We start from the raw sequence: 20,796 nt of genomic DNA, 5'->3' as shown, positions 1-20,796 counted from the left end.
GTTCGCCTGATCGGTGCGACCCCGCGGGCGGCGGTTCCAGCGTGCGGCACGGCGCGATGCGCTCGACGCCCGGCCAGGCATGCGTGGCCGGGCGTTGCATCCATCGTCAAGCACTTGCGCGGCAAAGAGACTGATGGCTCCGCAGCACCGGCGGCATCACATCGTACCGTTGTCAATAGCTTCCTCCCATTGATCGATAGCCGATCGGTATTGGACATCAACACTTATCGCCGACATCTTTTTGACGTGTCGGCGATCACATCTCGGGAATGCGCGGTACCCGAGAAGACACCCGGCCGGACCACCGGCACCTAGGCGGTGGCCGAAGATGTTGGGTTCGTGTGTGATCAGCCCGCGAAGCACCCGTCGCGAGTGAAAGCAGGTGGCCGCAATGTCGTCCACAATGTCGTGGAGTTCGACTGTGACGTCATGCAGGGTTGAGACTTTGGCTGTCGTTGCCGCCGCCGATGCCGTTGCCGACGCGGTGCCGGCGTTGGCCGTTCGGGGGCGGGCATGAGCGCACCGGTGTGGCTGGCTCCGCCGGAGGTGCATTCGGCCTTGCTCAGCGCTGGTCCGGGGCCCGCTGCAGTGCTGGCGGCCGCCGCGGAATGGACGTCACTGAGCGACGAATATGCGTCAGTGGCTGAAGAACTCGCCGCAGTGGTGGGCGCGATACAAACGGGGGAGTGGCAGGGCCCCAGCGCCGAGATCTGTGTGGCGGCCTACGCGCCCTATGTGGCGTGGCTGGTCCAGGCCAGTGCCGACAGCGCTGAAACCTCGGCAGCACATCAGGCGGCGGCGGCCGCCTATGTCGGCGCGGTCGCAGCGATGCCCACACTGCCGGAGTTGGCCGCCAACCACGCCGCCCACGCGGTGTTGCTGGCAACAAATTTCTTTGGCATCAACACCATTCCGATCGCCCTCAACGAGGCGGACTATGCGCGGATGTGGATTCAGGCCGCAACCACGATGAGCGTCTACGACACCGCCTCTGCTGCCGCATTGGCCTCGTCGCCACGCCTGGCGCCGGCACCAGTCATCGTCAAACCCGGTACCGGTACGGCCGGAACCATCGCCGCCGACGTAGCGCAAGCGATCAGCTACGAGCCGTTTCCGATATGGCAGATCTTGTGGGATTTGATCAAAGTCGTTGCCACCGAGGTCCTCAGCATACCGGCCTTCATGATCTTCACGCTCATGATGGAATTCTTCACACCGATAGTCCTGTTGTTCATCGGATACCTGTTTCTGATCGGCAATGCGCATTTGGCGCTGGAAGCCCTTCAATATCTGGAGCTGGCCTGGCTCACTGTTGGCATCGAGGCTTTCGCTATTGTGTTTCTTCCCTTCGTTTTCGGTTATGAAGTCAGCAATCTGGTGATCCAATGGATCATGGGTCTCAATCTCGGGATTGCTCCCGCTCTGGCGGGTCCGTTGGCCGCGGGGACAGCACTCGCGGTTTCGGCTGCTGCCGCCAGCGCGAGCGCGAACGCCATGGCGGGTACGGTTGCCGCGCCCGTGGCGGGCGTGGCGGTGGGCGCGGTCGAGCCGGCAGCGGTGCTGCCGAAAACACAGTTGGTGTCGGAAATCCTGACCGGTGGCGGTCCGCAGGTAACGGCGGCGGATCAGGGTGCCGGCGCGTTGGGCTTTGCCGGTACCGGGCCATCGCAGGACGCTGCGCGGGCAGCCGGTTTGACCACGCTGGGTAATGGCGAGCCAGGTGGTGGCCCGCGGGTGCCGATGCTGCCATCTAGTTGGAATGCGCATCCGCTCGGTGCGCCCAATATGGGGAATCTATTGCCCGTGTGAGCGATTCACCCGGCGTCGATTCTGACGACACGACGGCCGGGGTTGCGCCGAACGGTCCCGCCCGGGTGTCTGCGGCGCTGTCGGCGCAATCACGGCAGCCGCCAATCGATCGGGTCGGCATCCATCCCCGAAAGCAGCTCATTGGCACGGCTGAACGGCCGCGAGCCGAAGAACCCCCGCGACGCCGACAGCGGCGACGGATGCGGCGATTCGATGGCGACGCATTTCCCGGCGGCCAACATCGGTTTGAGCGTCGACGCGTCACGCCCCCACAGGATGGCCACCAGGGGCTTCGACCGCGCGACGAGCGCGCGAATCGCACACTCGGTCACCACTTCCCAGCCCTTGCCCCGGTGCGACGCCGGGTTGCTCGGTCTCACGGTGAGCACTCTGTTCAACAACATCACGCCGCGCTGCGCCCAGGGCGTCAGATCACCGCACACGGGTTGCGGATAGCCCAGGTCAGCTGTGTATTCCTGGAAGATATTGTCCAGGCTGCGCGGCAGCGGACGCACCTCGGGGGCGACCGAAAAGCTCAGTCCCACCGCATGTCCGGGTGTCGGGTAAGGGTCCTGGCCGACGATGAGCACCCTCACCTGGTCGAAAGGAAACGTGAAGGCGCGCAACACGTTCGGCCCCGCCGGCAGGTACTTGCGGCCGGCCGCGATCTCGGCGCGCAAAAACTGCCCCATCTGGGCCACCTGGTCGGCCACCGGGTGCAACGCGGCGGCCCAGCCCTTCTCGACGAGTTCGCTCAGCGGACGTGCGCTCACCGCAGGCCTTGTGCTAGCAGCACCACCGTATCGGCGCCCGCCCGACGGTCTTTCGAAATCTCTTGGTACTCAGGCGATTGCACCCAGCCACGGAATGTGGCCTCGTCGGGAAACGACATCAGCACCACTTTCTGATAGCCCCACTGCCCCTCGATCACCTGGGGCGACTCGTCGGCAGCCAGCAACGTTCCCGGGTGACGACGAAATACGCCCATGAACCTAGCCTGGTACCGGTGATATGCTGCCCGATCGGTGAATCTCAGCTGCGCGATCGCGTAGACGGTCACCGCGTCACCCTACTCAATGGCACGGTCAATCGAACGACTGCCAACCCGCATATCCGCCCCACTCGGTGCCGTCGATCAGCACCCGCGCCGGGCCGTCGACCACCCGCCCGATGACCCGCCAACCGGGGGGCACCGCAGCGCCGAAACACGCCACCAGGGCGTGGTCTTCACCACCACCGAGAACCCACCGCCACGGATCGGCGCCCACGGCGCCGGCGGCCGCGGCCAGTGCGGCGCGGTCGTGAGCCAGCGCCGCGGTCGACACGTCGATACCGACCGCGGACGCCTGCGCGACATGACGGAGGTCGGCGACCAGGCCGTCGGAGATGTCGATCATGGCCTGAGCCCCGGCGGCGGCGGCCGCCACGCCCTGCCGATACGGCGGCTCGGGCACCAAATGGCGCCGCCGTAACTCGTCGAATCCGCCAATCCTGTTGTGCCACAACTCATAGCCGGCCGCCGAGCGGCCCAAGTCACCGGCCACAGCCACGACCGAGCCGGGTTTGGCGCCGGAGCGCCGCACCGGTGCGCGTCCCTCGAGGTCCCCCAACACCGTCACCGACACCACCCACTGCGGGCAGCGAACCAGATCGCCGCCGACGATCCCGGCGCCGATTCGGTCCGCCTCGTCCCACATCCCGTCGACCAGGGCGCTCACCTGGGCCGCGGGTGTGTCGGTGGGCGCCCCGAAGCTCACCACCAACGCGGTACAGCGCGCGCCCATGGCCGCGATGTCGGCAGCGTTCTGGGCGATCGCCTTGCGGCCTACGTCGTGGGGTGTCGACCAGTCCAGCCGAAAGTGCCGGTCCTGCACCAGCATGTCGGTCGACATCACGACGCGGCCGTCGCGGGCGGCGACCACGGCGGCGTCGTCGCCGGGCCCGAGCTCGACGACGGGAGGCTGGCGACGTCCAGCCACCAACCGGTCGATCACGGCGAACTCCCCGAGCTGTTGCAGCGTCGGAAACTCCCCCGACGCTTCCCCCGATGCGTCCTCGCGCACGCCACCTCCTGCGGGAAGTCTCACCGGGTCCCCTGCCAGCCCGGGTGGACCGCGTTAGTGTATGAGCTCTGGCGACCCGAGCATCCGGGTGGGCCGTCGGTGGCCCTGGGACAGCCGGGCAGTCAAGGTGAGTCGGAGGTGGCCGGCCAGGTGACGGGCGACGCCCTCCCCAATCCCGAATCCGAAGTAGATGGTCCGCCACTCATCCTGATCATTGCGGCTGTGGTACTGGCCGTGGCGGCGGTCGGGGTGATCCTGGTGATCGCGGCGACCCGCCACCCCCGGCAACAACCGATCACCGTTGCGGCCGTGCCGGCCCCGCACGCCGGCAGTCCGGCCTGCCATGCGCTGACGGCAGCGCTGCCACAGCACCTGGGTGACTATCAGCGAGTAACGATCGCGCAACCGGCCCCGGAAGGCGCGAGCGCCTGGAGCTCCGGGCCCGGCCGCGAGCCGGTCATCATGCGTTGCGGCCTCGACCGCCCGGCCGACTTCGTCGTGGGCGCGCCGATCCAGATCGTCGACCGGGTGCAGTGGTTCCGGGTGACCGACGAAACCCCATCGGAGGGCAGGTCCACCTGGTACACGGTCGACCGTCCGGTATACGTCGCGCTGACGCTGCCGGCGCGGTCGGGGCCGACGCCCATCCAGGAATTGTCCGAGGTCATCGACCGCACCATCGCGGCCGTGCCGATCGACCCGGCGCCGACCGGTTAGCGCAGGCCCACTCCCCGGGCCAGTGCCGTCTCCACCATCGTCGCCAGCAGCGTGGGATAGTCGACGCCGCTGGCCGCCCACATCCGGGGGTACATCGAGATCGTGGTGAACCCCGGCATGGTGTTGATTTCGTTGATCACCGGGCCCTCCTCGGTGAGGAAGAAGTCCACCCGGGCCAGGCCCTGGCAGTCGATGGCGTGAAACGCCCGGATCGCCAGGTCCCGCACCGCGTCGGCGACATCGTCGTCGACCTTGGCGGGCACATCCAGCTCGGCTGCGTCGTCGAGGTATTTGGTCGCGAAGTCATAGAAGGCGTCCTCGCGTCCTCGCACCCCGGCCACCCGGATCTCCCCCAGCGTGCTGGCTTGCACCGTGCCGTCCGGGAACTCGAGCACACCGCATTCCAGCTCACGGCCGTTGACGGCGGCCTCGACGATCACCTTCGGATCGTGGCGGCGCGCCTCGGCGACCGCGGCGGGCAACTCATCCCAGCTTGACACCCGACTGACGCCGATCGACGAGCCGCCGCGCGCGGGCTTGACATATGCCGGCAGCCCCAACCGCTCGCGCTCGTCAAGACTCAATGCCGGCCGCGACGGGCGCAGCACCGCGTGCGGCCCGACCGGAAGCCCGTCAGCGGCCAGCAGCTTCTTGGTGAATTCCTTGTCCATGCCCGCGGCACTGGCCAGCACACCGGCCCCGACATAGGGCACACCGGCAAGCTCGAGCAGTCCCTGGATGGTGCCGTCCTCCCCGTAGGGGCCGTGCAGCACCGGGAACACCACGTCGACGGAGGCCAACACCTCACCGGCACCCGGCGGCAACGACACCAGCCGGCCGCCCCACTGCGGGTCGGCGGGCAACGCCAGCAACATGCCCGATTCGGAGCTGACCGCGGGAAGTTGCCGGTTGGTGATGGCCAGGGCGTCGGGGTTGCCGTCGGTGAGCACCCATGAGCCTTGTGGCGTGATGCCGATCGCGATCACCTCGAACCGGTGCGGGTCGAGGTTGCGCAGGATGCTGCCCGCCGACACGCAGGAGATGGCGTGCTCGTTGCTGCGGCCGCCGAACACGACGGCAACCCGGACACGCCGGTCGCTGGCACTCACAACCTTCAGAGGCTACCGGGTGGGACGCGACGACACCCGGCTGCCGCCCTCCGCCCGTCCGTGCGCTTGCTCGATGACGATGCATCGAGCCTGTAACTTCGCAGCGGAAGTTCGAGTAGGGGCCTGCGTAATTACCGGTTCGACGATGTTCAGCGGCGAGTGGCCCGGGCTGCTTACTCGGGTTTGGTGCTGCGACCCAGCAACAGCGCTATCGCCTCGTTCACCGACAGCCCCTTATGACAGACCCGGTGCACGGCGTCGGTCAGCGGCATCTCGACGTCGTAGCTGGACGCCAGCGCGAGCACCGCCTCACACGACGTGACCCCCTCGACGACGTGGCCGTCGCGGTGCTGCAACGCCGACTGCATGGTCTCGCCCCGGCCCAGTCGCTCGCCGAACGACCGGTTGCGCGAATGTGGCGAGGTGCACGTGGCCACCAGGTCACCCACGCCGGCCAGCCCGGCCAGTGTCGCGCCCTTGGCGCCCAGCGCGATTCCGAGCCGCATGATTTCGGCCAGCCCGCGGGTGATGATGGCCGCCGCGGTGTTTTCGCCCAACCCGACGCCGACGGCCATCCCGCACGCCAGCGCAATGACGTTCTTGCAGGCGCCACCGATCTCGGTGCCGATGACATCGCTGTTGGTGTACGGACGAAAGTAGCCACTGTTCAGCGCACGCTGCAGGGCGACCGCCCGGCCGGAGTCGCTGCATGCGACGACGGTGGCAGCCGGCTGACACTCGGCGATCTCACTGGCCAGGTTGGGCCCGGAGATCACCGCGACGTGTGCCGGGTCTACTCCGGTCACCGAGGTGATCACCTGACTCATCCGCATCAGGGTGCCGAGTTCGATGCCCTTGGCCAAACTGACCAGGGTCGCGTCCTCGGGCAACAAGCCGGCCCACCGCTTCAGATTGGCGCGCAGCGTCTGCGCCGGAACGCCCAGCAGGACCGTGGCTGCGCCGCGCAGCGCCTCCTCGGCCTCGGGGGTGGCACGGATGCCGGGCGGCAGCAACGTGCCGGGCAGATAGTCGGGGTTGTATCGGGTGCTGTTGATCTGCTCGGCGACGTCGGCTCGTCGGGCCCACAGGATGACCTCACCACCGGCGTCGGCCAGCACCTTGGCCAGCGCGGTGCCCCACGCGCCGGCCCCCATCACCGCAACGGTTCCCGTGCCGGCCATCCGCACACCCCCTTTTTGTCCGTTATGGCAGCTGCAGCCGCTACACAGTAGACCCGCCAGCCGGCCACCGCCATGTCCAGCCCGACGCTCACCGTTCACCCGGAAACCGGCGCTGGCAGGATGACCTTCATGAGCGGCACACAGGCCGACGGTAACGGTGATGTCGGCTTGATCGTCGCCGTCAAGCGGTTGGCGGCCGCCAAGACCCGGCTGGCCCCGGTGTTCTCGGCGCGGACGCGGGAAAATGTGGTACTGGCCATGCTGGTCGACACGTTGACGGCGGCAGCTCGCGTGCGCGCATTGCACTCGATCACCGTCATCACGCCCGACGAGGCTGCCGCGGCTGCGGCAGCCGGGCTCGGCGCCGAGGTGCTGGCCGACCCGACGCCGCAAGACGATGCCGACCCGCTCAACAACGCCATCGCCGTCGCCGAACGCACGATGGCCGGATCTTTGACGAATCTTGTTGTGCTGCAAGGTGATTTACCGGCGCTGCAGCCGCAGGAGCTTGCCGAGGCGATCGCTGCGGCACGCCAGCACCAGCGCAGCTTCGTCGCCGACCGGCGCGGGACGGGAACGGCCGCGCTGTGTGCCTTCGGCGCCGCGCTCGACCCGCAGTTCGGGCCGGATTCGTCCGCGCGGCACCGCCGTTCGGGTGCGGTCGAGCTCACCGGCGCCTGGCCCGGCCTGCGGTGCGACGTCGACACGCCGGCGGACTTGGCGGCCGCCCGCCGCCTGGGCGTCGGGCCGGCGACCGCGCGAGCCATCGGTCACCGGTAGCCGGTGGTGCGGGTCCGTCCGAAGGTGAACGGCACACCAACGTCAGATTGATGTCGGCTGGGTGCTGGCAACGTCACCGGGTGATAAGCAATGATCGCTGGGTGACCGAAACCGAAACCAGTCCAGTCACGGAGGCGCAGCCAGACGAAGGCGCATGGCATCAAGGCGACTCGGCACTGACGGCACCCCCGGCTGCGACACCTGCGGCGATCACCGACCGGCTGCCCGAAGACCGCTACCTCAACCGCGAGCTGAGCTGGCTGGATTTCAATGCTCGGGTGCTGGCGCTTGCCGCCGACAACTCCATGCCGTTGTTGGAGCGAGCCAAGTTCCTGGCGATCTTCGCGTCCAACCTCGACGAGTTCTACATGGTGCGGGTGGCCGGTCTCAAACGCCGCGACGAAATGGGGTTGTCGGTGCGTTCCGCGGACGGTCTGACACCGCGTGAGCAGCTCGGCCGGATCGGCGAGCAAACCCAGCAGATCGCCGGCCGGCACGCGCGGGTGTTCCTCGATTCGGTGCTGCCGGCGCTCGGTGAAGAAGGTATCTACATCATCACCTGGTCCGATCTGAATGAGACTGAGCGCGAGCAATTATCGACCTACTTCAACGAGCAGGTCTTCCCCGTCCTGACCCCGCTGGCCGTGGACCCCGCGCACCCGTTCCCGTTCGTCAGCGGGCTCAGCCTGAATCTGGCGGTCACCGTGCGCCAACCCGACGACGGCGGTCAGCACTTCGCCCGGGTCAAGGTGCCCGACAACGTCGACCGCTTTGTCGAGCTGGTCGGCCACAGCGATGCCGACGGGACAGAGGGGCAAACGGTCCACCGGTTCCTGCCGGTGGAGGAGCTCATCGCGGCCTTCCTTCCGGTGCTGTTCCCGGGAATGGAAATCGTCGAGCATCACGCGTTCCGGATCACCCGCAACGCCGACTTCGAGGTCGAAGAGGACCGCGACGAAGACCTGCTGCAGGCGCTCGAACGGGAACTGGCGCGCCGCCGGTTCGGATCGCCGGTGCGGCTCGAAGTCGCCGACGACATGACCGAAGGCATGCTGGAGTTGCTGCTGCGCGAACTCGACGTCCATCCCGGTGACGTCATCGAGGTACCGGGGCTACTGGATCTGTCGTCGTTGTGGCAGATTTACGGCCTGGACCGTCCGGCGCTCAAAGACCGGACATTCGTTCCGGCCACCCATCCCGCGTTCGCCGAGCGGGAAACACCTAAGAGCATCTTCGCGACGCTGCGCGAGGGCGACGTGCTGGTGCACCATCCCTATGATTCGTTCTCCACCAGCGTGCAGCGGTTCATCGAGCAGGCCGCCGCTGATCCCGACGTGCTGGCGATCAAGCAGACGCTGTACCGCACCTCCGGGGATTCCCCGATTGTCAGGGCGTTGATCGACGCGGCCGAAGCGGGCAAGCAGGTGGTCGCGCTGGTCGAGATCAAGGCCCGCTTCGACGAGCAGGCCAACATTCGGTGGGCACGGCAACTCGAGCAGGCCGGCGTGCATGTGGCGTATGGGATCGTCGGACTCAAGACCCACTGCAAGACCGCATTGGTCGTTCGCCGAGAGGGCCCGTTGATCCGGCGGTATTGCCATGTCGGGACCGGCAATTACAACAGTAAGACCGCCCGGCTGTACGAGGACGTCGGCCTGTTGACGGCCGCGCCCGATATCGGAGCCGACCTGACCGACTTGTTCAATTCGCTGACCGGTTACTCACGCAAGGTCTCCTACCGCAACCTGTTGGTGGCTCCGCACGGGATTCGCACCGGCATCATCGAGCGCGTCGAGCGGGAGGTGGCCGCGCACCGGGAAAACGGTAACGGGCACATCCGGCTCAAGATGAACGCCCTTGTCGACGAGCAGGTCATCGACGCGCTCTACCGCGCATCCCAGGCGGGAGTGCCCACCGAGGTGGTGGTGCGTGGCATCTGCGCGTTACGCCCCGGCGCCGAAGGTTTCTCGGAAAACGTCACCGTGCGTTCCATTCTCGGCCGCTTCCTGGAACACTCGCGAATCCTGCATTTCCGCGCCATCGACGAGTTCTGGATCGGCAGCGCCGACATGATGCACCGCAATCTCGACCGGCGTGTTGAGGTGATGGCTCAGGTCAAGGATCCCAGGCTGACCGCACAGCTGGATGATTTGTTCGAGTCCGCGCTGGACCCGGCCACCCGCTGTTGGGAGCTGGGCCCGGACGGACAATGGACGGCGGCGCCCCAGGACGGCCACAGTGTGCGCGACCACCAGGTATCGCTGATGGAGCGGCATCGCAGTCCCTGACACCGGGCGACTCCCGCTGATTTGTGCCACATCCACGACCGCGAGCGGCCCAGGCCGAATTGACCTGCAGGAGTTAACGTGTCGATCCCCAGCACGTCCGTCCGCCGATGCACGGAGGGCAGGATCGTGCATGCCGCCGGCGCTGTGTTGTGGCGTCCGGGAAAGGCCAAGGGAGCAGTCGAGATTGCCGTGATCCACCGTCCCCGTTACGACGACTGGTCGCTACCGAAGGGCAAAGTGGATCCCGGGGAAACCGCGGCGGTGGCGGCGGTGCGCGAGGTGTTCGAGGAGACCGGTCAGCAGGCGCACCTTGGCCGGCGTCTCGTCATGACGAGTTACCCGATCGACCAAGGCGTCAAGAAGGTCTACTACTGGGCTGCGCGCCGCGTCGGCGGGGAATTCGCGGCCGGTGCCGAGGTCGACGAGCTGGTCTGGTTGCCGATCGCCGGCGCCATGGAGCGGCTCGACTATGCACAGGATCGAAAGGTCTTGGGCCGGTTCGCCAAACAGCCGGCGGACACCAAGACGGTGCTGGTGGTCCGGCACGGTACCGCCGGCAGCAAGTCCCGCTTCTCCGGCGACGACACCAAACGACCGCTCGACAAGAAGGGACGTGCGCAGGCCGAGGCGCTTGTCGGGCAGTTACTGGCCTTCGGCGCTACTACCGTGTACGCCGCCGACCGGCTGCGCTGTCATCAGACGGTGCAGCCGCTCGCCGAGGAACTGGGTGTGAGCATTCACAACGAACGCGCCCTCACCGAGGAGGCCTATGCCAAGAACCCCAAACGGGGCCGGCATCGGGTGCTGCGGATCGCCGCACAGCCGGGCACGCCGGTGATCTGCACGCAGGGCAGGGTAATTCCGGATCTCATCGCATGGTGGTGCGAGCGCGAAGGCGTGCGCCCGGACAGGTCCCGCAACCACAAAGGCAGCACCTGGGTGCTTTCGCTCTCCCGCGGGCGGCTCATTGCGGCCGACCATATCGGTGGCGCGCTGGCCGCCAACGTACGGGCCTAACGCACAGATACCCTTTGGGCGGCATCGCTGCCACCCAAAGGGTATCGGCGGTGTACTGACTTACTTACGACCGCGCCTGGTGCTCGTCGCCTTCTTGGCCGGTGCCTTGGTGGCCGGCCGCTTCACTGCGGCCTTCTTCGCCGGTGCCTTGGTGGCCGCCTTGCGCACCGGCGCCTTGGCGGCGGTCTTCTTCGCCGTCGCCTTGGTCGCCTTGGCGGGTGCCTTGGTCGCGGCCTTCTTGGCGGGTGCCTTGGTCGCGGCCTTCTTGGCGGGCGCCTTGGTCGCGGCCTTCTTGGCGGGCGCCTTGGTCGCGGCCTTCTTGGCGGGCGCCTTGGTCGCAGCCTTGCGCGCAGGTGCCTTCTTCGCCGCCTTCTTGGCGGCACTCGTCCCCACACCACGCTTCACGGCGGGTCCTTCCGCCGGGAGCTTCTGTGCGCCAGCCACAACCGCTTTGAATTGCGCACCGGGCCGGAACGCCGGGACAGAAGTCGGCCTCACCTTTACCGTCTCGCCGGTCCGGGGATTGCGAGCCACGCGGGCCGCGCGGCGGCGCTGTTCGAAGACGCCGAATCCGGTAATGGTTACGCTGTCGCCCTTGTGCACGGCGCGCACAATGGTGTCGACGACATTCTCGACGGCGGCGGTCGCCTGGCGACGGTCCGAGCCCAATTTCTGTGTGAGCACGTCAATGAGCTCTGCTTTGTTCATCCAACCCTCCGAAGCTAGTGGTCCTCGTTAATGGAACCGACTAGTGGACACGGTAAACCCTCACCTGGCAAATTGCCAAGAGCCACGCGCAATTTCGGGACCCGGGAACGGCAATTTTCGCAATCCGATTGCCGCCCTTGACCGGTGGCGCAGCCTTCAAATGAACCCGGCTTGCCCGCTTTACCCCGGCTTGCGGCAGCCGAAATTCCGCATCGATGGGCCCTTCACGAGCCGGGCAGAGTGCGCGGTTTCCACGCCGGGTAAGCCGCTTCATAAGACTCGATTTCGTCGAGTTTTCGCAGCGTAAGGGCTATATCATCCAGACCTTCAAGAAGTCGCCACGCGGTGTGGTCGTCAATCTTGAACGGCAGCACCACTGTTCCGGCGGTGATATTTCGATCTTGAAGATTGACAGTGATTTCCAACCCCGGACTCTGCTCGATGAGCTTCCAAAGCAGTTCGACGCCGTCTTGGTCGACTTCGGCCGCCAGCAGCCCCGCCTTGCCGGCGTTGCCGCGAAAAATGTCACCGAATCGAGACGAGACAACCACCCGGAATCCGAAGTCCATGAGCGCCCAGACCGCATGCTCTCGCGAGGATCCCGTGCCGAAGTCCGGCCCGGCGACCAAGACCGAGCCGCGGTCAAAGGGACTGAGGTTCAGCACGAACGAAGGATCTGAGCGCCAACTCGCGAACAAGCCGTCCTCGAAACCGGTTCGGGTGACGCGCTTCAGGAAGACCGCGGGGATGATCTGGTCGGTATCGACATTGGACCGTCGCAGCGGCACACCAATGCCGGTGTGAGTGTGAAAGGCTTCCATGCTCTTCCCCTAACCCGTTGAGTTCAATTCAAATCAGCCGGCGCGGAAAGGGTGCCGCGAACAGCGGTCGCGACGGCAACGGCCGGTGAAACCAAATGCGTACGGCCCCCTTTTCCCTGTCGCCCTTCGAAGTTGCGGTTGGATGTCGCGGCGCAGCGCTCCCCGGGAGCGAGCTGATCGGGATTCATTCCCAGGCACATCGAGCATCCCGCCTGCCGCCATTCGGCGCCTGCGGCGGCAAAGATCTCACCCAGGCCTTCCGCTTCGGCCTGCGCGCGGACCCGCATGGATCCCGGAACGATGAGCATCCGCACGCCCGGCGCCACCTTGCGGCCGCGCAAGACATCGGCTACCACCCGCAGGTCTTCAATGCGGCCGTTGGTGCACGACCCGACGAACACGGCGTCGACGGCGATGTCGCGCATTGCCGTTCCGGGCCGAAGGTCCATATAGGCCAACGCTTTCTCGGCAGCCTGCCGCTCGGCGTCGTCGGTCATCAGCTCCGGGTCGGGCACCGCGCCGGCCAGCGGCACTCCCTGTCCGGGGTTGGTTCCCCAGGTGACATAGGGACTCAATGAGGTGGCATCGAGGTACACCTCGGAATCGAAGACGGCCCCGGGGTCGGTCCGCAATTGTCGCCAATAGGCCACAGCGGCGTCCCACCGGTCACCGGTTGGCGCGTGCGGACGGCCGCGCAGGAACTCGTAGGTGGTTTCGTCCGGTGACACCATGCCGGCTCGGGCACCGGCTTCGATGCTCATGTTGCAGATCGTCATGCGAGCTTCCATGGACAGCGATTCGATGGCGGCGCCCCGGTATTCGATGACGTGACCCTGTCCGCCGCCGGTGCCGATCTTGGCGATCAGCGCCAGGATGATGTCCTTGGCCGATACGCCCGGCGGCAGTTGCCCTTCGACATTGACCGCCATGGTCTTGAACGGCCGCAGCGGCAGCGTCTGGGTTGCCAGCACGTGCTCGACTTCGGATGTGCCGATACCCATTGCCAATGCGCCGAATGCGCCGTGGGTCGAGGTATGGCTATCGCCGCAGACGATCGTCATTCCCGGTTGGGTGAGGCCCAATTGCGGTCCGACGACGTGCACGATGCCCTGCTCGATGTCGCCCATCGGATGCAGCCGGATACCGAATTCGGCGCAGTTGCGCCGCAACGTCTCCACCTGGGTGCGGGATACCGGGTCGGCGATCGGCTTGTCGATGTCGACGGTGGGCACGTTGTGGTCCTCGGTGGCAATGGTCAGGTCGGGACGCCGCACTCGGCGACCGGCCAGCCGTAAACCGTCGAACGCCTGCGGGCTGGTGACCTCGTGCACCAGATGCAGATCGATGTAGATCAAGTCGGGCCCGTCTCCTTGTTCAGAGGCGCGACCGGACACCACGATGTGGTCGTCCCAAACCTTCTCCGCCAACGTGCGGGGCCTGCGAGTCTGAACTGCCATCTCGGATTGCCTCGATTCACTCAATAGCGGCTCACTGAACCACCGGGCTTTGTTCTCAGAATATGAGACGTTAGTATCTTGATGTGAGACAGCATAGCGGCATCGGCGTGCTCGACAAAGCCGTGGGTCTGCTGCACGCGATCGCGGAATCTCCGTGCGGACTGGCCGAACTTTGTGACCGAACCGGCCTGCCGAGGGCCACCGCATATCGGCTGGCAGCCGCTCTCGAGGTGCATCGCCTGCTGGGACGCGACGAGGAGGGCCGGTGGCGGCTTGGTCCCGCGGTGTCCGAACTGGCAGCCCAAGTCAACGATTCGCTGCTCGCCGCAAGCAACGCGGTGCTGCCAAAATTGCGCGAGACCACCGGCGAGAGCGTGCAGTTGTATCGTCTCGAGGGCACGACACGGGTCTGCGTGGCTGCGCTGGAACCGGCTGCAGGCCTTCGCGATACGGTTCCGGTTGGAGCGAGATTGCCGATGACGGCCGGCTCGGGCGCCAAAGTGCTGCTGGCCCACAGTGACGCGGCGATCCAACAGGCGGTGTTGCCCAACGCGAAATTCGGCGAACGGGTGCTGGCCGAAGTGCGCCGGCGGGGTTGGGCGCAAAGCGTGGCCGAACGGGAAGCTGGGGTGGCAAGCGTGTCGGCGCCGGTGCGCGATCGCCGCGGCGTTGTGGTCGCTGCCATCTCGGTTTCCGGTCCCGTCGACCGGATCGGGCGGCGCCCGGGTGCGCGCTGGGCCGCCGACCTGTTGGCGGCGGCCGAGGAGATCACTCGCCGGCTCTAGCGGCCTCACCCTGGGAGGCCCGCCCGGCCGGCTGACGCCGCCGCGTGGGCGTCACGACCACCTGACACACTGACGCCATGGGAACCAACCAGCGCGCGCAGATCGTCATGACCGAGGCAGAAATCGTCGACTTCGTCAACAAGAGCCGCACCGGCACGCTGGCCACCATCGGGCCGGATGGCCAGCCACACCTGACGGCCATGTGGTATGCGGTGGTCGACGGCGAAATCTGGCTGGAAACCAAGGCAAAGTCGCAGAAGGCCGTCAACCTCAAGCGGGATCCTCGGGTGAGCTTCCTGCTCGAGGACGGCAACACCTACGACACGCTGCGCGGGGTGTCCTTCGAGGGCATCGCGGAGATCGTCGACGAGCCCGACGCCCTGTTCCGCGTCGGAGTCAGCGTGTGGGAGCGCTACACCGGGCCCTACAGTGACGAACTGAGGCCCATGGTCGACCAGATGATGAACAAGCGCGTCGGCGTCCGCATCGTCAGTCACCGCACCCGCTCGTGGGACCACCGCAAGCTGGGACTGCCACACATGCCTGTGGGCGGTTCAACCGCACCGGCCGTGCTGGGGACCGGTGCAGCTGAAATGTAACTCGTGTAGCCCCGATGGGATTCGAACCCACGCTACCGCCGTGAGAGGGCGGCGTCCTAGGCCGCTAGACGACGGGGCCAGAACCGATCCGAGCTGTCAGCATAGCTCACCGCGGTAAGCCCACCTAATCACTCTGCATCTGCTTCGCGTCGGTGGGACTTTGCTGGGGTACCAGGACTCGAACCTAGAATGGCTGAACCAGAATCAGCTGTGTTGCCAATTACACCATACCCCATCGGTCACCTGAAACCGCTGGTCAGAGCGGTTCTTGGGGACCATTGCCAGGTCTCCGCGGACCGCCGCTGCCAGCCGTTGTAGGCCGACGTGCAGACTACCAAAAACTAGCCCGGCGATCCGCACGCCCGGGTTCTATTCTGCGCCATGCCACTACTTGGTGACCGAATCGCGAGCTGAAGTGAGCCGCGCCAGGCTGCGGTCGCGGCCGAGCAACTCCAATGACTCGAACAGCGGCGGGCTGACCGTGGTGCCGGTGGCGGCCACTCGGATCGGTCCGAAAGCCTTGCGGGGTTTGAGCTCGAGGCCTTCGATCAGCGCAGCCTTGAGCGCCTCCTCGATGTGGCCCGCGGTCCAGTCGGACACCCCTCCGAGCGCGGCCACGGCCGCGTCGAGAACCGGAGCCGCGTCAGGACCCAGTTCCTTGGCGGCAGCTTTGGGATCGATTGCGTACTGGTCGTCGCTGAGGAACTTCAACAGGTCCCACGCATCGCCGAGCACCACGATTCGGGTCTGCACCAACTCGGCGGCGGTGGCGAAGGCCGCGTCGTCCAACTCGATGCGATGGCCGTGTGCGTCCAGGTAATCGCGGAGCCGGCGAGAGAAGTCTTCGGCATCGAGCATCCGGATGTGCTCGGCGTTGAGGGCGTCGGCTTTCTTCTGGTCGAACCGCGCCGGATTCGAGTTCACGTCGGAAACGTCGAACGCCGCCACCATCTCGTCGAGGCTGAACAGATCGCGGTCGTCGGCGATCGACCAGCCGAGCAGCGCAAGGTAATTCAACAACCCTTCGGGAATGAAGCCGCGGTCGCGGTGCGCGAACAGATTCGACTGCGGGTCGCGTTTCGAGAGCTTCTTGGTCCCCTCCCCCAATACCGTTGGCAGATGGGCGAACTCCGGAATGCATTCGGCTATCCCGATCCGGATCAGGGATTGGTACAGCGCGAGCTGTCGCGGCGTCGACGGCAGCAGGTCCTCGCCGCGCAGCACGTGCGTGATCTTCATCAACGCGTCGTCGCACGGGTTCACCAACGGGTACAGCGGATCTCCGTTGGCGCGGGTCAACGCGAAGTCGGGCACCGAGCCGGCCGCGAATGTGGTGGGGCCGCGAACCAAGTCGTTCCAGCTGAGATCGGTGTCGGGCATCCGCAGTCGCACTACCGGCTGGCGGCCCTCTGCCAGGTATGCCGCGCGCTGGGAGTCGGTCAGGTGCCGGTCGAAATTGTCGTAGCCCAACTTGGGGTTGCGGCCGGCGGCGATATGGCGGGCCTCGACCTCTTCGGGTGTCGAAAAGGCGTAGTAGGCCTCGTCTGCCGCGAGCAGCTGGGCGATGACATCACGGTAGATCTCGGTGCGCTGTGACTGGCGGTATGGGCCGTAGGGTCCACCGACCTCGGGGCCCTCGTCCCAGTTCAGGCCGAGCCAGCGCAACGCGTCGAGCAGTGCCAGATAGCTTTCCTCGCTGTCGCGCTGGGCGTCGGTGTCTTCTATGCGGAAGACGAAGGTGCCGCCCGTGTGACGAGCGTAGGCCCAGTTGAACAGCGCGGTGCGGACCATGCCGACGTGGGGAATACCGGTGGGCGACGGGCAGAATCGGACCCGAACGCAGGTTGCTTCTTCTTCAGGAGCGGTTGCGGTCACGACTTTCCTTTGCGCACTACGGGATTGGTAAGGGTGCCGATGCCTTCCACGGTGATGGAGATGGTGTCACCGTCTTCGATGGGACCGACTCCGGCCGGCGTTCCGGTGAGAATGAGGTCTCCGGGCAGCAATGTCATGACCGCCGAGATCCATTCCACGATGGCGCCGATGTGGTGGATCATCAGCGACGTGCGGGCATGCTGTTTGACTTCGCCGTTGACTTCGGTGCGCAGTTCGAGATCGGCTGGGTCTAGCGGATCCAGGTCGGTGACGATCCACGGGCCGACCGGACAAAACGTGTCGTGGCCTTTCGCCCGGGTCCATTGGCCGTCGGACTGTTGCTGATCGCGTGCGGATACGTCGTTGGCGACGGTGTAGCCGAGGATGTTGTCGGCCGCCTGGGCGGCTGGGACGTCCTTGCATGGCCGTCCGATTACTATCGCCAGCTCACCCTCGAAGTGAACCGGGGATGCGTTGGCGGGCAACCGAATCGGCACATTGGGACCGATGATTGCGGTATTGGGCTTGAGGAATATGACGGGGTCGGCCGGAGTTGCGCCCGGTTGGCCGCCCATTTCAGCGATGTGATCGGCGTAATTCTTGCCGACGCACACCACCTTGCTGGCAAGTATCGGTGCCAGCAGCCGGACGTCGGCCAACGGCCAGCAGCGGCCGGTGAAGGTCGGCGTACCGAACGGGTGTTCTGCGATTTCCCGGACGGTCATCCCCCCGGGGTCGTCCAGTGAGCCTTCGATGCTGACGAAGGCCGATCGGCCGGACGGGCCGTCAGGACTGGCGATTCGACCAAGGCGCATTCAGATGAGCCTAACGACGGTCGCGAGCCCGGCGCAGCCGGGCGCTGCGGGCCGTCGTCATCGAACCCAGACGGTCGCGAGCCCGGCGCAGCCGGGCGCTGCGGGCCGTCGTCATCGAACCCAGACGGTCGCGAGCCCGGCGCAGCCGGGCGCTGCGGGCCGTCGTCATCGAACCCAGACGGTCGCGAGCCCGGCGCAGCCGGGCGCTGCGGGCCGTCGTCATCGAACCCAGACGGTCGCGAGCCCGGCGCAGCCGGGCGCTGCGGGCCGTCGTCATCGAACCCAGACGGTCGCGAGCCCGGCGCAGCCGGGCGCTGCGGGCCGTCGTCATCGAACCCAGACGGTCGCGAGCCCGGCGCAGCCGGGCGCTGCGGGCCGGACCAGGCTGACCGCTGGTCCGCACAAGCCCATTAATCCCCGGGAAATTGCTGGACAACAGAAGGCATACAACCAATGACATCTGTGCGAGCATGGCTTGATGGCCGCGGAGCCGGTCAGCGCGGCGTTGCGCTGATCGATCGTCGCTATTGCGCTGACGGTAACCGCCAGTGCGTTCTGCTTTATCAACGCCGTTCCGTTCATGATTCCCGCATTGGAAGCTGCGCGCGGCACCGCGCTGGCCGAAGCGGGTTTGCTGTCGGCAATGCCGAGCCTGGGCATGGTGGTCGCGCTGATCGCCTGGGGTTATGTGGCGGACCGCATCGGAGAACGTAGGGTGCTCGCGACCGGCTCCGCGTTGACCGCGGTCAGCGCCTTCGCCGCGGCATCGGTTAACTCGCTGGTGGCGATGGGAGCGCTGTTGTTCTTGGGCGGGATGGCGGCGGCCAGCTGCAATCCCGCCTGCGGCCGCGTGGTGGCGGGGTGGTTTCCGGCGCATCAGCGGGGGCTGGCCATGGGAGTCCGCCAGACCGCGCAACCGTTGGGAATCGCCATGGGCGCCTTGGTGATTCCGCAGCTCGCTGAGCACCGTCCAAGCTTGGGACTGCTGTTTCCGGCATCGGCGTGCGCGGTGTCGGCCGTAGTCGACGCCCTGATCGCACACGACCCGCCGCGCAAGCCACGGACCGCGGCCGCCGATGCCGAGCTCGTGAACCCCTATCGCGGCAGCGCCGTGCTGTGGCGGATCCACGCGATTTCAGCACTCATGGTGATGCCCGCAGTCGATGACGGTGACCTTCATGCTGGTCTGGTTGACCGGCAACCACGGTGGTCGGTGCGAGCTGCCGGTGCGCTGGTGACCATCACTCAACTACTCGGTGCGTTGACCCGCATTGCGGCCGGCAGCTGGTCCGATTGTGTGGGATCGCGCATGCGCCCCGCATCGTCGCGCTCGCCACCAGCGTCACGTTACTCATGCTGTCTTTGGCCAATCAGCTCGATTCGCCGCTTGCGGTGGCGTTCATGGTCATGGTCTCGGTGATCACGGTGATGGACAACGGGCTCGAGGCCACTGCGATCACCGAATTCGCCCGACAATTCTGGAGTGGGCGCGCGCTGGGCGTTCAGAACACGACCCAGCGGCTGATGACCTTGGCAGGCCCGCCGGCATTCGGAGCGATGATCACGGTCGGCGGATATCCATTGGCGCTCGCATTGTGTGGGCTGTTCCCACTGTCCGCGGCACCCTTGGTGCCCGTCGGCCTGCGCCCGCCCGATGCGGAGGACCGCGAAGCCGAACATTCCCTCGGCCGACTTCCACGGAAACCAGTTCAAGCCCGTGATTAACAACCGGGTAGGACGTGCGCGCCGGCGACCTTTCCGGGCAGCCGGACGTCGGCCAACGGCCAGGAGCGGCCGGTGAAGTTCGGCGTACCGAACAGGTGTTCCGCGGTTCCCGGACGGTCATCCCCCGGGGTCGTCCGCCGAGCCTTCGATGCGACAAAGGCCGATCGGCCAGACGGGCCGTCAGGACTGGCGAATCGACGCGCATTCGGATGAGCCTCATGGGCGAGGATTCAGACCGGCACCGCCCGACGAGAAGCTCTCAAACATTGTTGGCGCGCACGCCCGGCTGCGAACGACCGTCGGCGTCCTACTAATCTGCGCCTCTCGGCTAGGGTTCGGGCCGTGAACCGCGAATTGATGGATTGGGAAGCCGCATATCGCGAACATGGTGTCTTCGGGGGACCGCCGCCGTGGAACATTGGCGAACCGCAACCGGAAATCGCGGCACTGATACGGGCCGGCAAGATCCGCAGCGAGGTTCTCGATGCCGGTTGTGGGGTCGCCGAGCTGTCGCTTGCGCTCGCCGCACTCGGGCACACAGTCATGGGTGTCGACGTGTCTGGCACCGCGATCGCCAAGGCCAAGCAAGCCGCCGACGATCGAGGGCTCAGCACGGTCACGTTCGTGCAGGATGACCTGACGTCACTTTGCGGCTACGACGGCCGGTTCAACACCATCATCGACAGCACCCTGTTCGAATCGCTTCCGGTCGATTCGCGCGACGACTACATCCGCTCGGTGCACCGTGCCGCCGCCCCGGGCGCGTCCTACTATGTCCTGGCGTCGACCGCGACCGCGCTCCCGGCCGACATCGAGCTGCCGCCCGATGCTCCCGCGGCGCCTCCAAATCTCGTTACCGAAACTGAATTGCGAGAAGCTGTTTCACGGTATTGGGCGATCGACGAGATCCGGCCGGCGTTCATCCATGTTCACTTGGCCGAGGTCCTATCTCGGATCCCGGGCGTCTCGTTAGATGACTACGAGGTCGACGAAAGAAACCGGGTAAAGGTCTCGGCTTTCTTGCTCACCGCGCACAAAGCGGGGTAG

General features: G+C 66.3%; 22 protein-coding genes and 2 tRNA genes. 10 read left to right on the top strand and 14 right to left on the bottom strand.

All coding sequences use genetic code 11. The features are described from left to right. Positions 1–513 precede the first annotated feature (513 nt). Positions 514–1,809, top strand: a complete 1,296-nt coding sequence (locus tag EET10_RS08810) for a PPE family protein (protein WP_063468299.1) — start codon at positions 514–516, stop codon at positions 1,807–1,809. 89 nt (positions 1,810–1,898) lie between these two features. Here the strand turns inward: EET10_RS08810 and EET10_RS08805 are convergent, their stop codons facing one another. The 3 genes from EET10_RS08805 to EET10_RS08795 are packed head-to-tail and all read right to left on the bottom strand — an operon-like array spanning position 1,899 to position 3,872. After that, positions 1,899–2,582 (bottom strand): uracil-DNA glycosylase, encoded by a 684-nt coding sequence (locus EET10_RS08805; protein WP_036406021.1) that lies wholly within the window; start codon positions 2,580–2,582, stop codon positions 1,899–1,901. Beyond that, positions 2,579–2,869, bottom strand: coding sequence for a DUF1330 domain-containing protein (locus EET10_RS08800; RefSeq protein WP_036406022.1), 291 nt, complete (start codon positions 2,867–2,869; stop codon positions 2,579–2,581). The genes EET10_RS08805 and EET10_RS08800 overlap by 4 nt, the downstream gene beginning before the upstream one ends. Before the next feature lie 25 nt (positions 2,870–2,894). Beyond that, positions 2,895–3,872: a thiamine-phosphate kinase gene (locus tag EET10_RS08795; protein ID WP_063468298.1), complete on the bottom strand. Its 978-nt coding sequence runs from the start codon at positions 3,870–3,872 to the stop codon at positions 2,895–2,897. A gap of 150 nt (positions 3,873–4,022) precedes the next feature. Between EET10_RS08795 and EET10_RS08790 the strand changes: the two genes are divergently transcribed. Beyond that, the gene (locus EET10_RS08790; RefSeq protein ID WP_244601892.1) at positions 4,023–4,589 is read left to right on the top strand and encodes a DUF3515 domain-containing protein; all 567 of its coding nucleotides are present in this window, start codon (positions 4,023–4,025) and stop codon (positions 4,587–4,589) included. Here the strand turns inward: EET10_RS08790 and EET10_RS08785 are convergent. Next, entirely contained in the window at positions 4,586–5,698 is a 1,113-nt protein-coding gene (locus tag EET10_RS08785) for a D-alanine--D-alanine ligase family protein (RefSeq protein ID WP_063468297.1), read from the bottom strand. The two genes, EET10_RS08790 and EET10_RS08785, sit on opposite strands and share 4 nt — an antisense overlap. A gap of 173 nt (positions 5,699–5,871) precedes the next feature. Next, positions 5,872–6,879, bottom strand: coding sequence for an NAD(P)H-dependent glycerol-3-phosphate dehydrogenase (locus EET10_RS08780; RefSeq protein WP_122502065.1), 1,008 nt, complete (start codon positions 6,877–6,879; stop codon positions 5,872–5,874). Positions 6,880–7,008: 129 nt separating this feature from the next. On the opposite strand from EET10_RS08780, the gene cofC reads away from it, so the two are divergent. The 3 genes from cofC (at position 7,009) to mutT1 (ending at position 10,964) form a co-directional block, all read left to right on the top strand. After that, positions 7,009–7,659, top strand: coding sequence for a 2-phospho-L-lactate guanylyltransferase (gene cofC, locus EET10_RS08775; RefSeq protein ID WP_036406102.1), 651 nt, complete (start codon positions 7,009–7,011; stop codon positions 7,657–7,659). A gap of 80 nt (positions 7,660–7,739) precedes the next feature. Then, positions 7,740–9,947: an RNA degradosome polyphosphate kinase gene (locus EET10_RS08770; RefSeq protein ID WP_099188176.1), complete on the top strand. Its 2,208-nt coding sequence runs from the start codon at positions 7,740–7,742 to the stop codon at positions 9,945–9,947. A gap of 78 nt (positions 9,948–10,025) precedes the next feature. After that, a complete protein-coding gene (gene mutT1 / locus EET10_RS08765) occupies positions 10,026–10,964 on the top strand; it encodes an 8-oxo-(d)GTP phosphatase MutT1 (protein WP_036406028.1) in 939 nt (312 codons plus the stop codon). A 60-nt stretch (positions 10,965–11,024) separates the two neighbouring features. Here the strand turns inward: mutT1 and EET10_RS08760 are convergent, their stop codons facing one another. The 3 genes from EET10_RS08760 to leuC all read right to left on the bottom strand — a co-directional run bounded on the left by EET10_RS08760 (position 11,025) and on the right by leuC (position 13,950). After that, on the bottom strand, positions 11,025–11,672 hold the full coding sequence (locus EET10_RS08760) for an HU family DNA-binding protein (RefSeq protein WP_036406029.1): 648 nt from the start codon (positions 11,670–11,672) through the stop codon (positions 11,025–11,027). Between the two features lie 224 nt (positions 11,673–11,896). Continuing rightward, complete coding sequence (leuD, locus tag EET10_RS08755; RefSeq protein ID WP_036406031.1) at positions 11,897–12,493, bottom strand: 3-isopropylmalate dehydratase small subunit; 597 nt, start codon at positions 12,491–12,493, stop codon at positions 11,897–11,899. Between the two features lie 23 nt (positions 12,494–12,516). Next, positions 12,517–13,950, bottom strand: coding sequence for a 3-isopropylmalate dehydratase large subunit (leuC, locus tag EET10_RS08750; RefSeq protein ID WP_122502064.1), 1,434 nt, complete (start codon positions 13,948–13,950; stop codon positions 12,517–12,519). Between the two features lie 83 nt (positions 13,951–14,033). Here leuC and EET10_RS08745 point away from each other — a divergent pair, with 83 nt between their 5' ends. Together EET10_RS08745 and EET10_RS08740 are read left to right on the top strand one after the other, a co-directional pair. Continuing rightward, a complete protein-coding gene (locus EET10_RS08745; protein ID WP_122502063.1) occupies positions 14,034–14,735 on the top strand; it encodes an IclR family transcriptional regulator in 702 nt (233 codons plus the stop codon). A 77-nt stretch (positions 14,736–14,812) separates the two neighbouring features. After that, positions 14,813–15,334 (top strand): PPOX class F420-dependent oxidoreductase, encoded by a 522-nt coding sequence (locus EET10_RS08740; protein ID WP_036406037.1) that lies wholly within the window; start codon positions 14,813–14,815, stop codon positions 15,332–15,334. Positions 15,335–15,340: 6 nt separating this feature from the next. Here the strand turns inward: EET10_RS08740 and EET10_RS08735 are convergent. From EET10_RS08735 to EET10_RS31955, 5 genes are all read right to left on the bottom strand, one after another. Further along, positions 15,341–15,413 (bottom strand) — tRNA-Glu (locus EET10_RS08735). A gap of 84 nt (positions 15,414–15,497) precedes the next feature. Then, a tRNA-Gln gene (locus EET10_RS08730) sits at positions 15,498–15,569 on the bottom strand. Between the two features lie 152 nt (positions 15,570–15,721). After that, complete coding sequence (gene gltX, locus EET10_RS08725; RefSeq protein ID WP_082273317.1) at positions 15,722–17,209, bottom strand: glutamate--tRNA ligase; 1,488 nt, start codon at positions 17,207–17,209, stop codon at positions 15,722–15,724. Next, positions 17,206–18,024 carry a fumarylacetoacetate hydrolase family protein gene (locus EET10_RS08720; protein ID WP_122502062.1) on the bottom strand — a complete coding sequence of 273 codons (819 nt, stop codon included), beginning with the start codon at positions 18,022–18,024 and terminating at the stop codon, positions 17,206–17,208. Before EET10_RS08720 ends, gltX begins: the two co-directional genes overlap by 4 nt. Before the next feature lie 10 nt (positions 18,025–18,034). Further along, entirely contained in the window at positions 18,035–18,484 is a 450-nt protein-coding gene (locus tag EET10_RS31955) for a hypothetical protein (RefSeq protein ID WP_136624723.1), read from the bottom strand. Positions 18,485–18,604: 120 nt separating this feature from the next. Between EET10_RS31955 and EET10_RS08710 the strand changes: the two genes are divergently transcribed. Together EET10_RS08710 and EET10_RS30695 are read left to right on the top strand one after the other, a co-directional pair. Continuing rightward, a complete protein-coding gene (locus tag EET10_RS08710; RefSeq protein ID WP_246013622.1) occupies positions 18,605–19,444 on the top strand; it encodes an MFS transporter in 840 nt (279 codons plus the stop codon). Further along, complete coding sequence (locus EET10_RS30695; protein WP_246013621.1) at positions 19,426–19,749, top strand: MFS transporter; 324 nt, start codon at positions 19,426–19,428, stop codon at positions 19,747–19,749. The genes EET10_RS08710 and EET10_RS30695 overlap by 19 nt, the downstream gene beginning before the upstream one ends. On the opposite strand, the gene EET10_RS32215 is transcribed toward EET10_RS30695, so the two are convergent. Beyond that, positions 19,746–19,979 (bottom strand): Rv2993c-like domain-containing protein, encoded by a 234-nt coding sequence (locus tag EET10_RS32215; protein WP_081260783.1) that lies wholly within the window; start codon positions 19,977–19,979, stop codon positions 19,746–19,748. The genes EET10_RS30695 and EET10_RS32215 overlap by 4 nt on opposite strands. A 112-nt stretch (positions 19,980–20,091) precedes the next feature. Between EET10_RS32215 and EET10_RS08695 the strand changes: the two genes are divergently transcribed. Next, positions 20,092–20,796: a class I SAM-dependent methyltransferase gene (locus EET10_RS08695; protein WP_244601890.1), complete on the top strand. Its 705-nt coding sequence runs from the start codon at positions 20,092–20,094 to the stop codon at positions 20,794–20,796.

Origin of the sequence: Mycobacterium pseudokansasii (assembly GCF_900566075.1) — a bacterium.
Classification (GTDB): Bacteria; Actinomycetota; Actinomycetes; order Mycobacteriales; family Mycobacteriaceae; genus Mycobacterium; species Mycobacterium pseudokansasii.
Note: the sequence above shows the minus strand (reverse complement) of the source record. Positions and strands in the feature narration are given on the sequence as shown.

What these genes read in the sequence shown, in the direction of transcription:
- EET10_RS08810 (WP_063468299.1), top strand. Translation starts at nt 514, where the DNA reads ATGAGCGCACCGGTGTGGCTGGCTCCGCCGGAGGTGCATTCGGCCTTG.
- EET10_RS08780 (WP_122502065.1), bottom strand. Translation starts at nt 6,879, where the DNA reads ATGGCCGGCACGGGAACCGTTGCGGTGATGGGGGCCGGCGCGTGGGGC.
- cofC (WP_036406102.1), top strand. Translation starts at nt 7,009, where the DNA reads ATGAGCGGCACACAGGCCGACGGTAACGGTGATGTCGGCTTGATCGTC.
- EET10_RS08760 (WP_036406029.1), bottom strand. Translation starts at nt 11,672, where the DNA reads ATGAACAAAGCAGAGCTCATTGACGTGCTCACACAGAAATTGGGCTCG.
- leuD (WP_036406031.1), bottom strand. Translation starts at nt 12,493, where the DNA reads ATGGAAGCCTTTCACACTCACACCGGCATTGGTGTGCCGCTGCGACGG.
- leuC (WP_122502064.1), bottom strand. Translation starts at nt 13,950, where the DNA reads ATGGCAGTTCAGACTCGCAGGCCCCGCACGTTGGCGGAGAAGGTTTGG.
- EET10_RS08740 (WP_036406037.1), top strand. Translation starts at nt 14,813, where the DNA reads ATGGGAACCAACCAGCGCGCGCAGATCGTCATGACCGAGGCAGAAATC.
- EET10_RS08720 (WP_122502062.1), bottom strand. Translation starts at nt 18,024, where the DNA reads ATGCGCCTTGGTCGAATCGCCAGTCCTGACGGCCCGTCCGGCCGATCG.
- EET10_RS31955 (WP_136624723.1), bottom strand. Translation starts at nt 18,484, where the DNA reads ATGTCATTGGTTGTATGCCTTCTGTTGTCCAGCAATTTCCCGGGGATT.
- EET10_RS08710 (WP_246013622.1), top strand. Translation starts at nt 18,605, where the DNA reads ATGATTCCCGCATTGGAAGCTGCGCGCGGCACCGCGCTGGCCGAAGCG.
- EET10_RS30695 (WP_246013621.1), top strand. Translation starts at nt 19,426, where the DNA reads ATGGTCATGGTCTCGGTGATCACGGTGATGGACAACGGGCTCGAGGCC.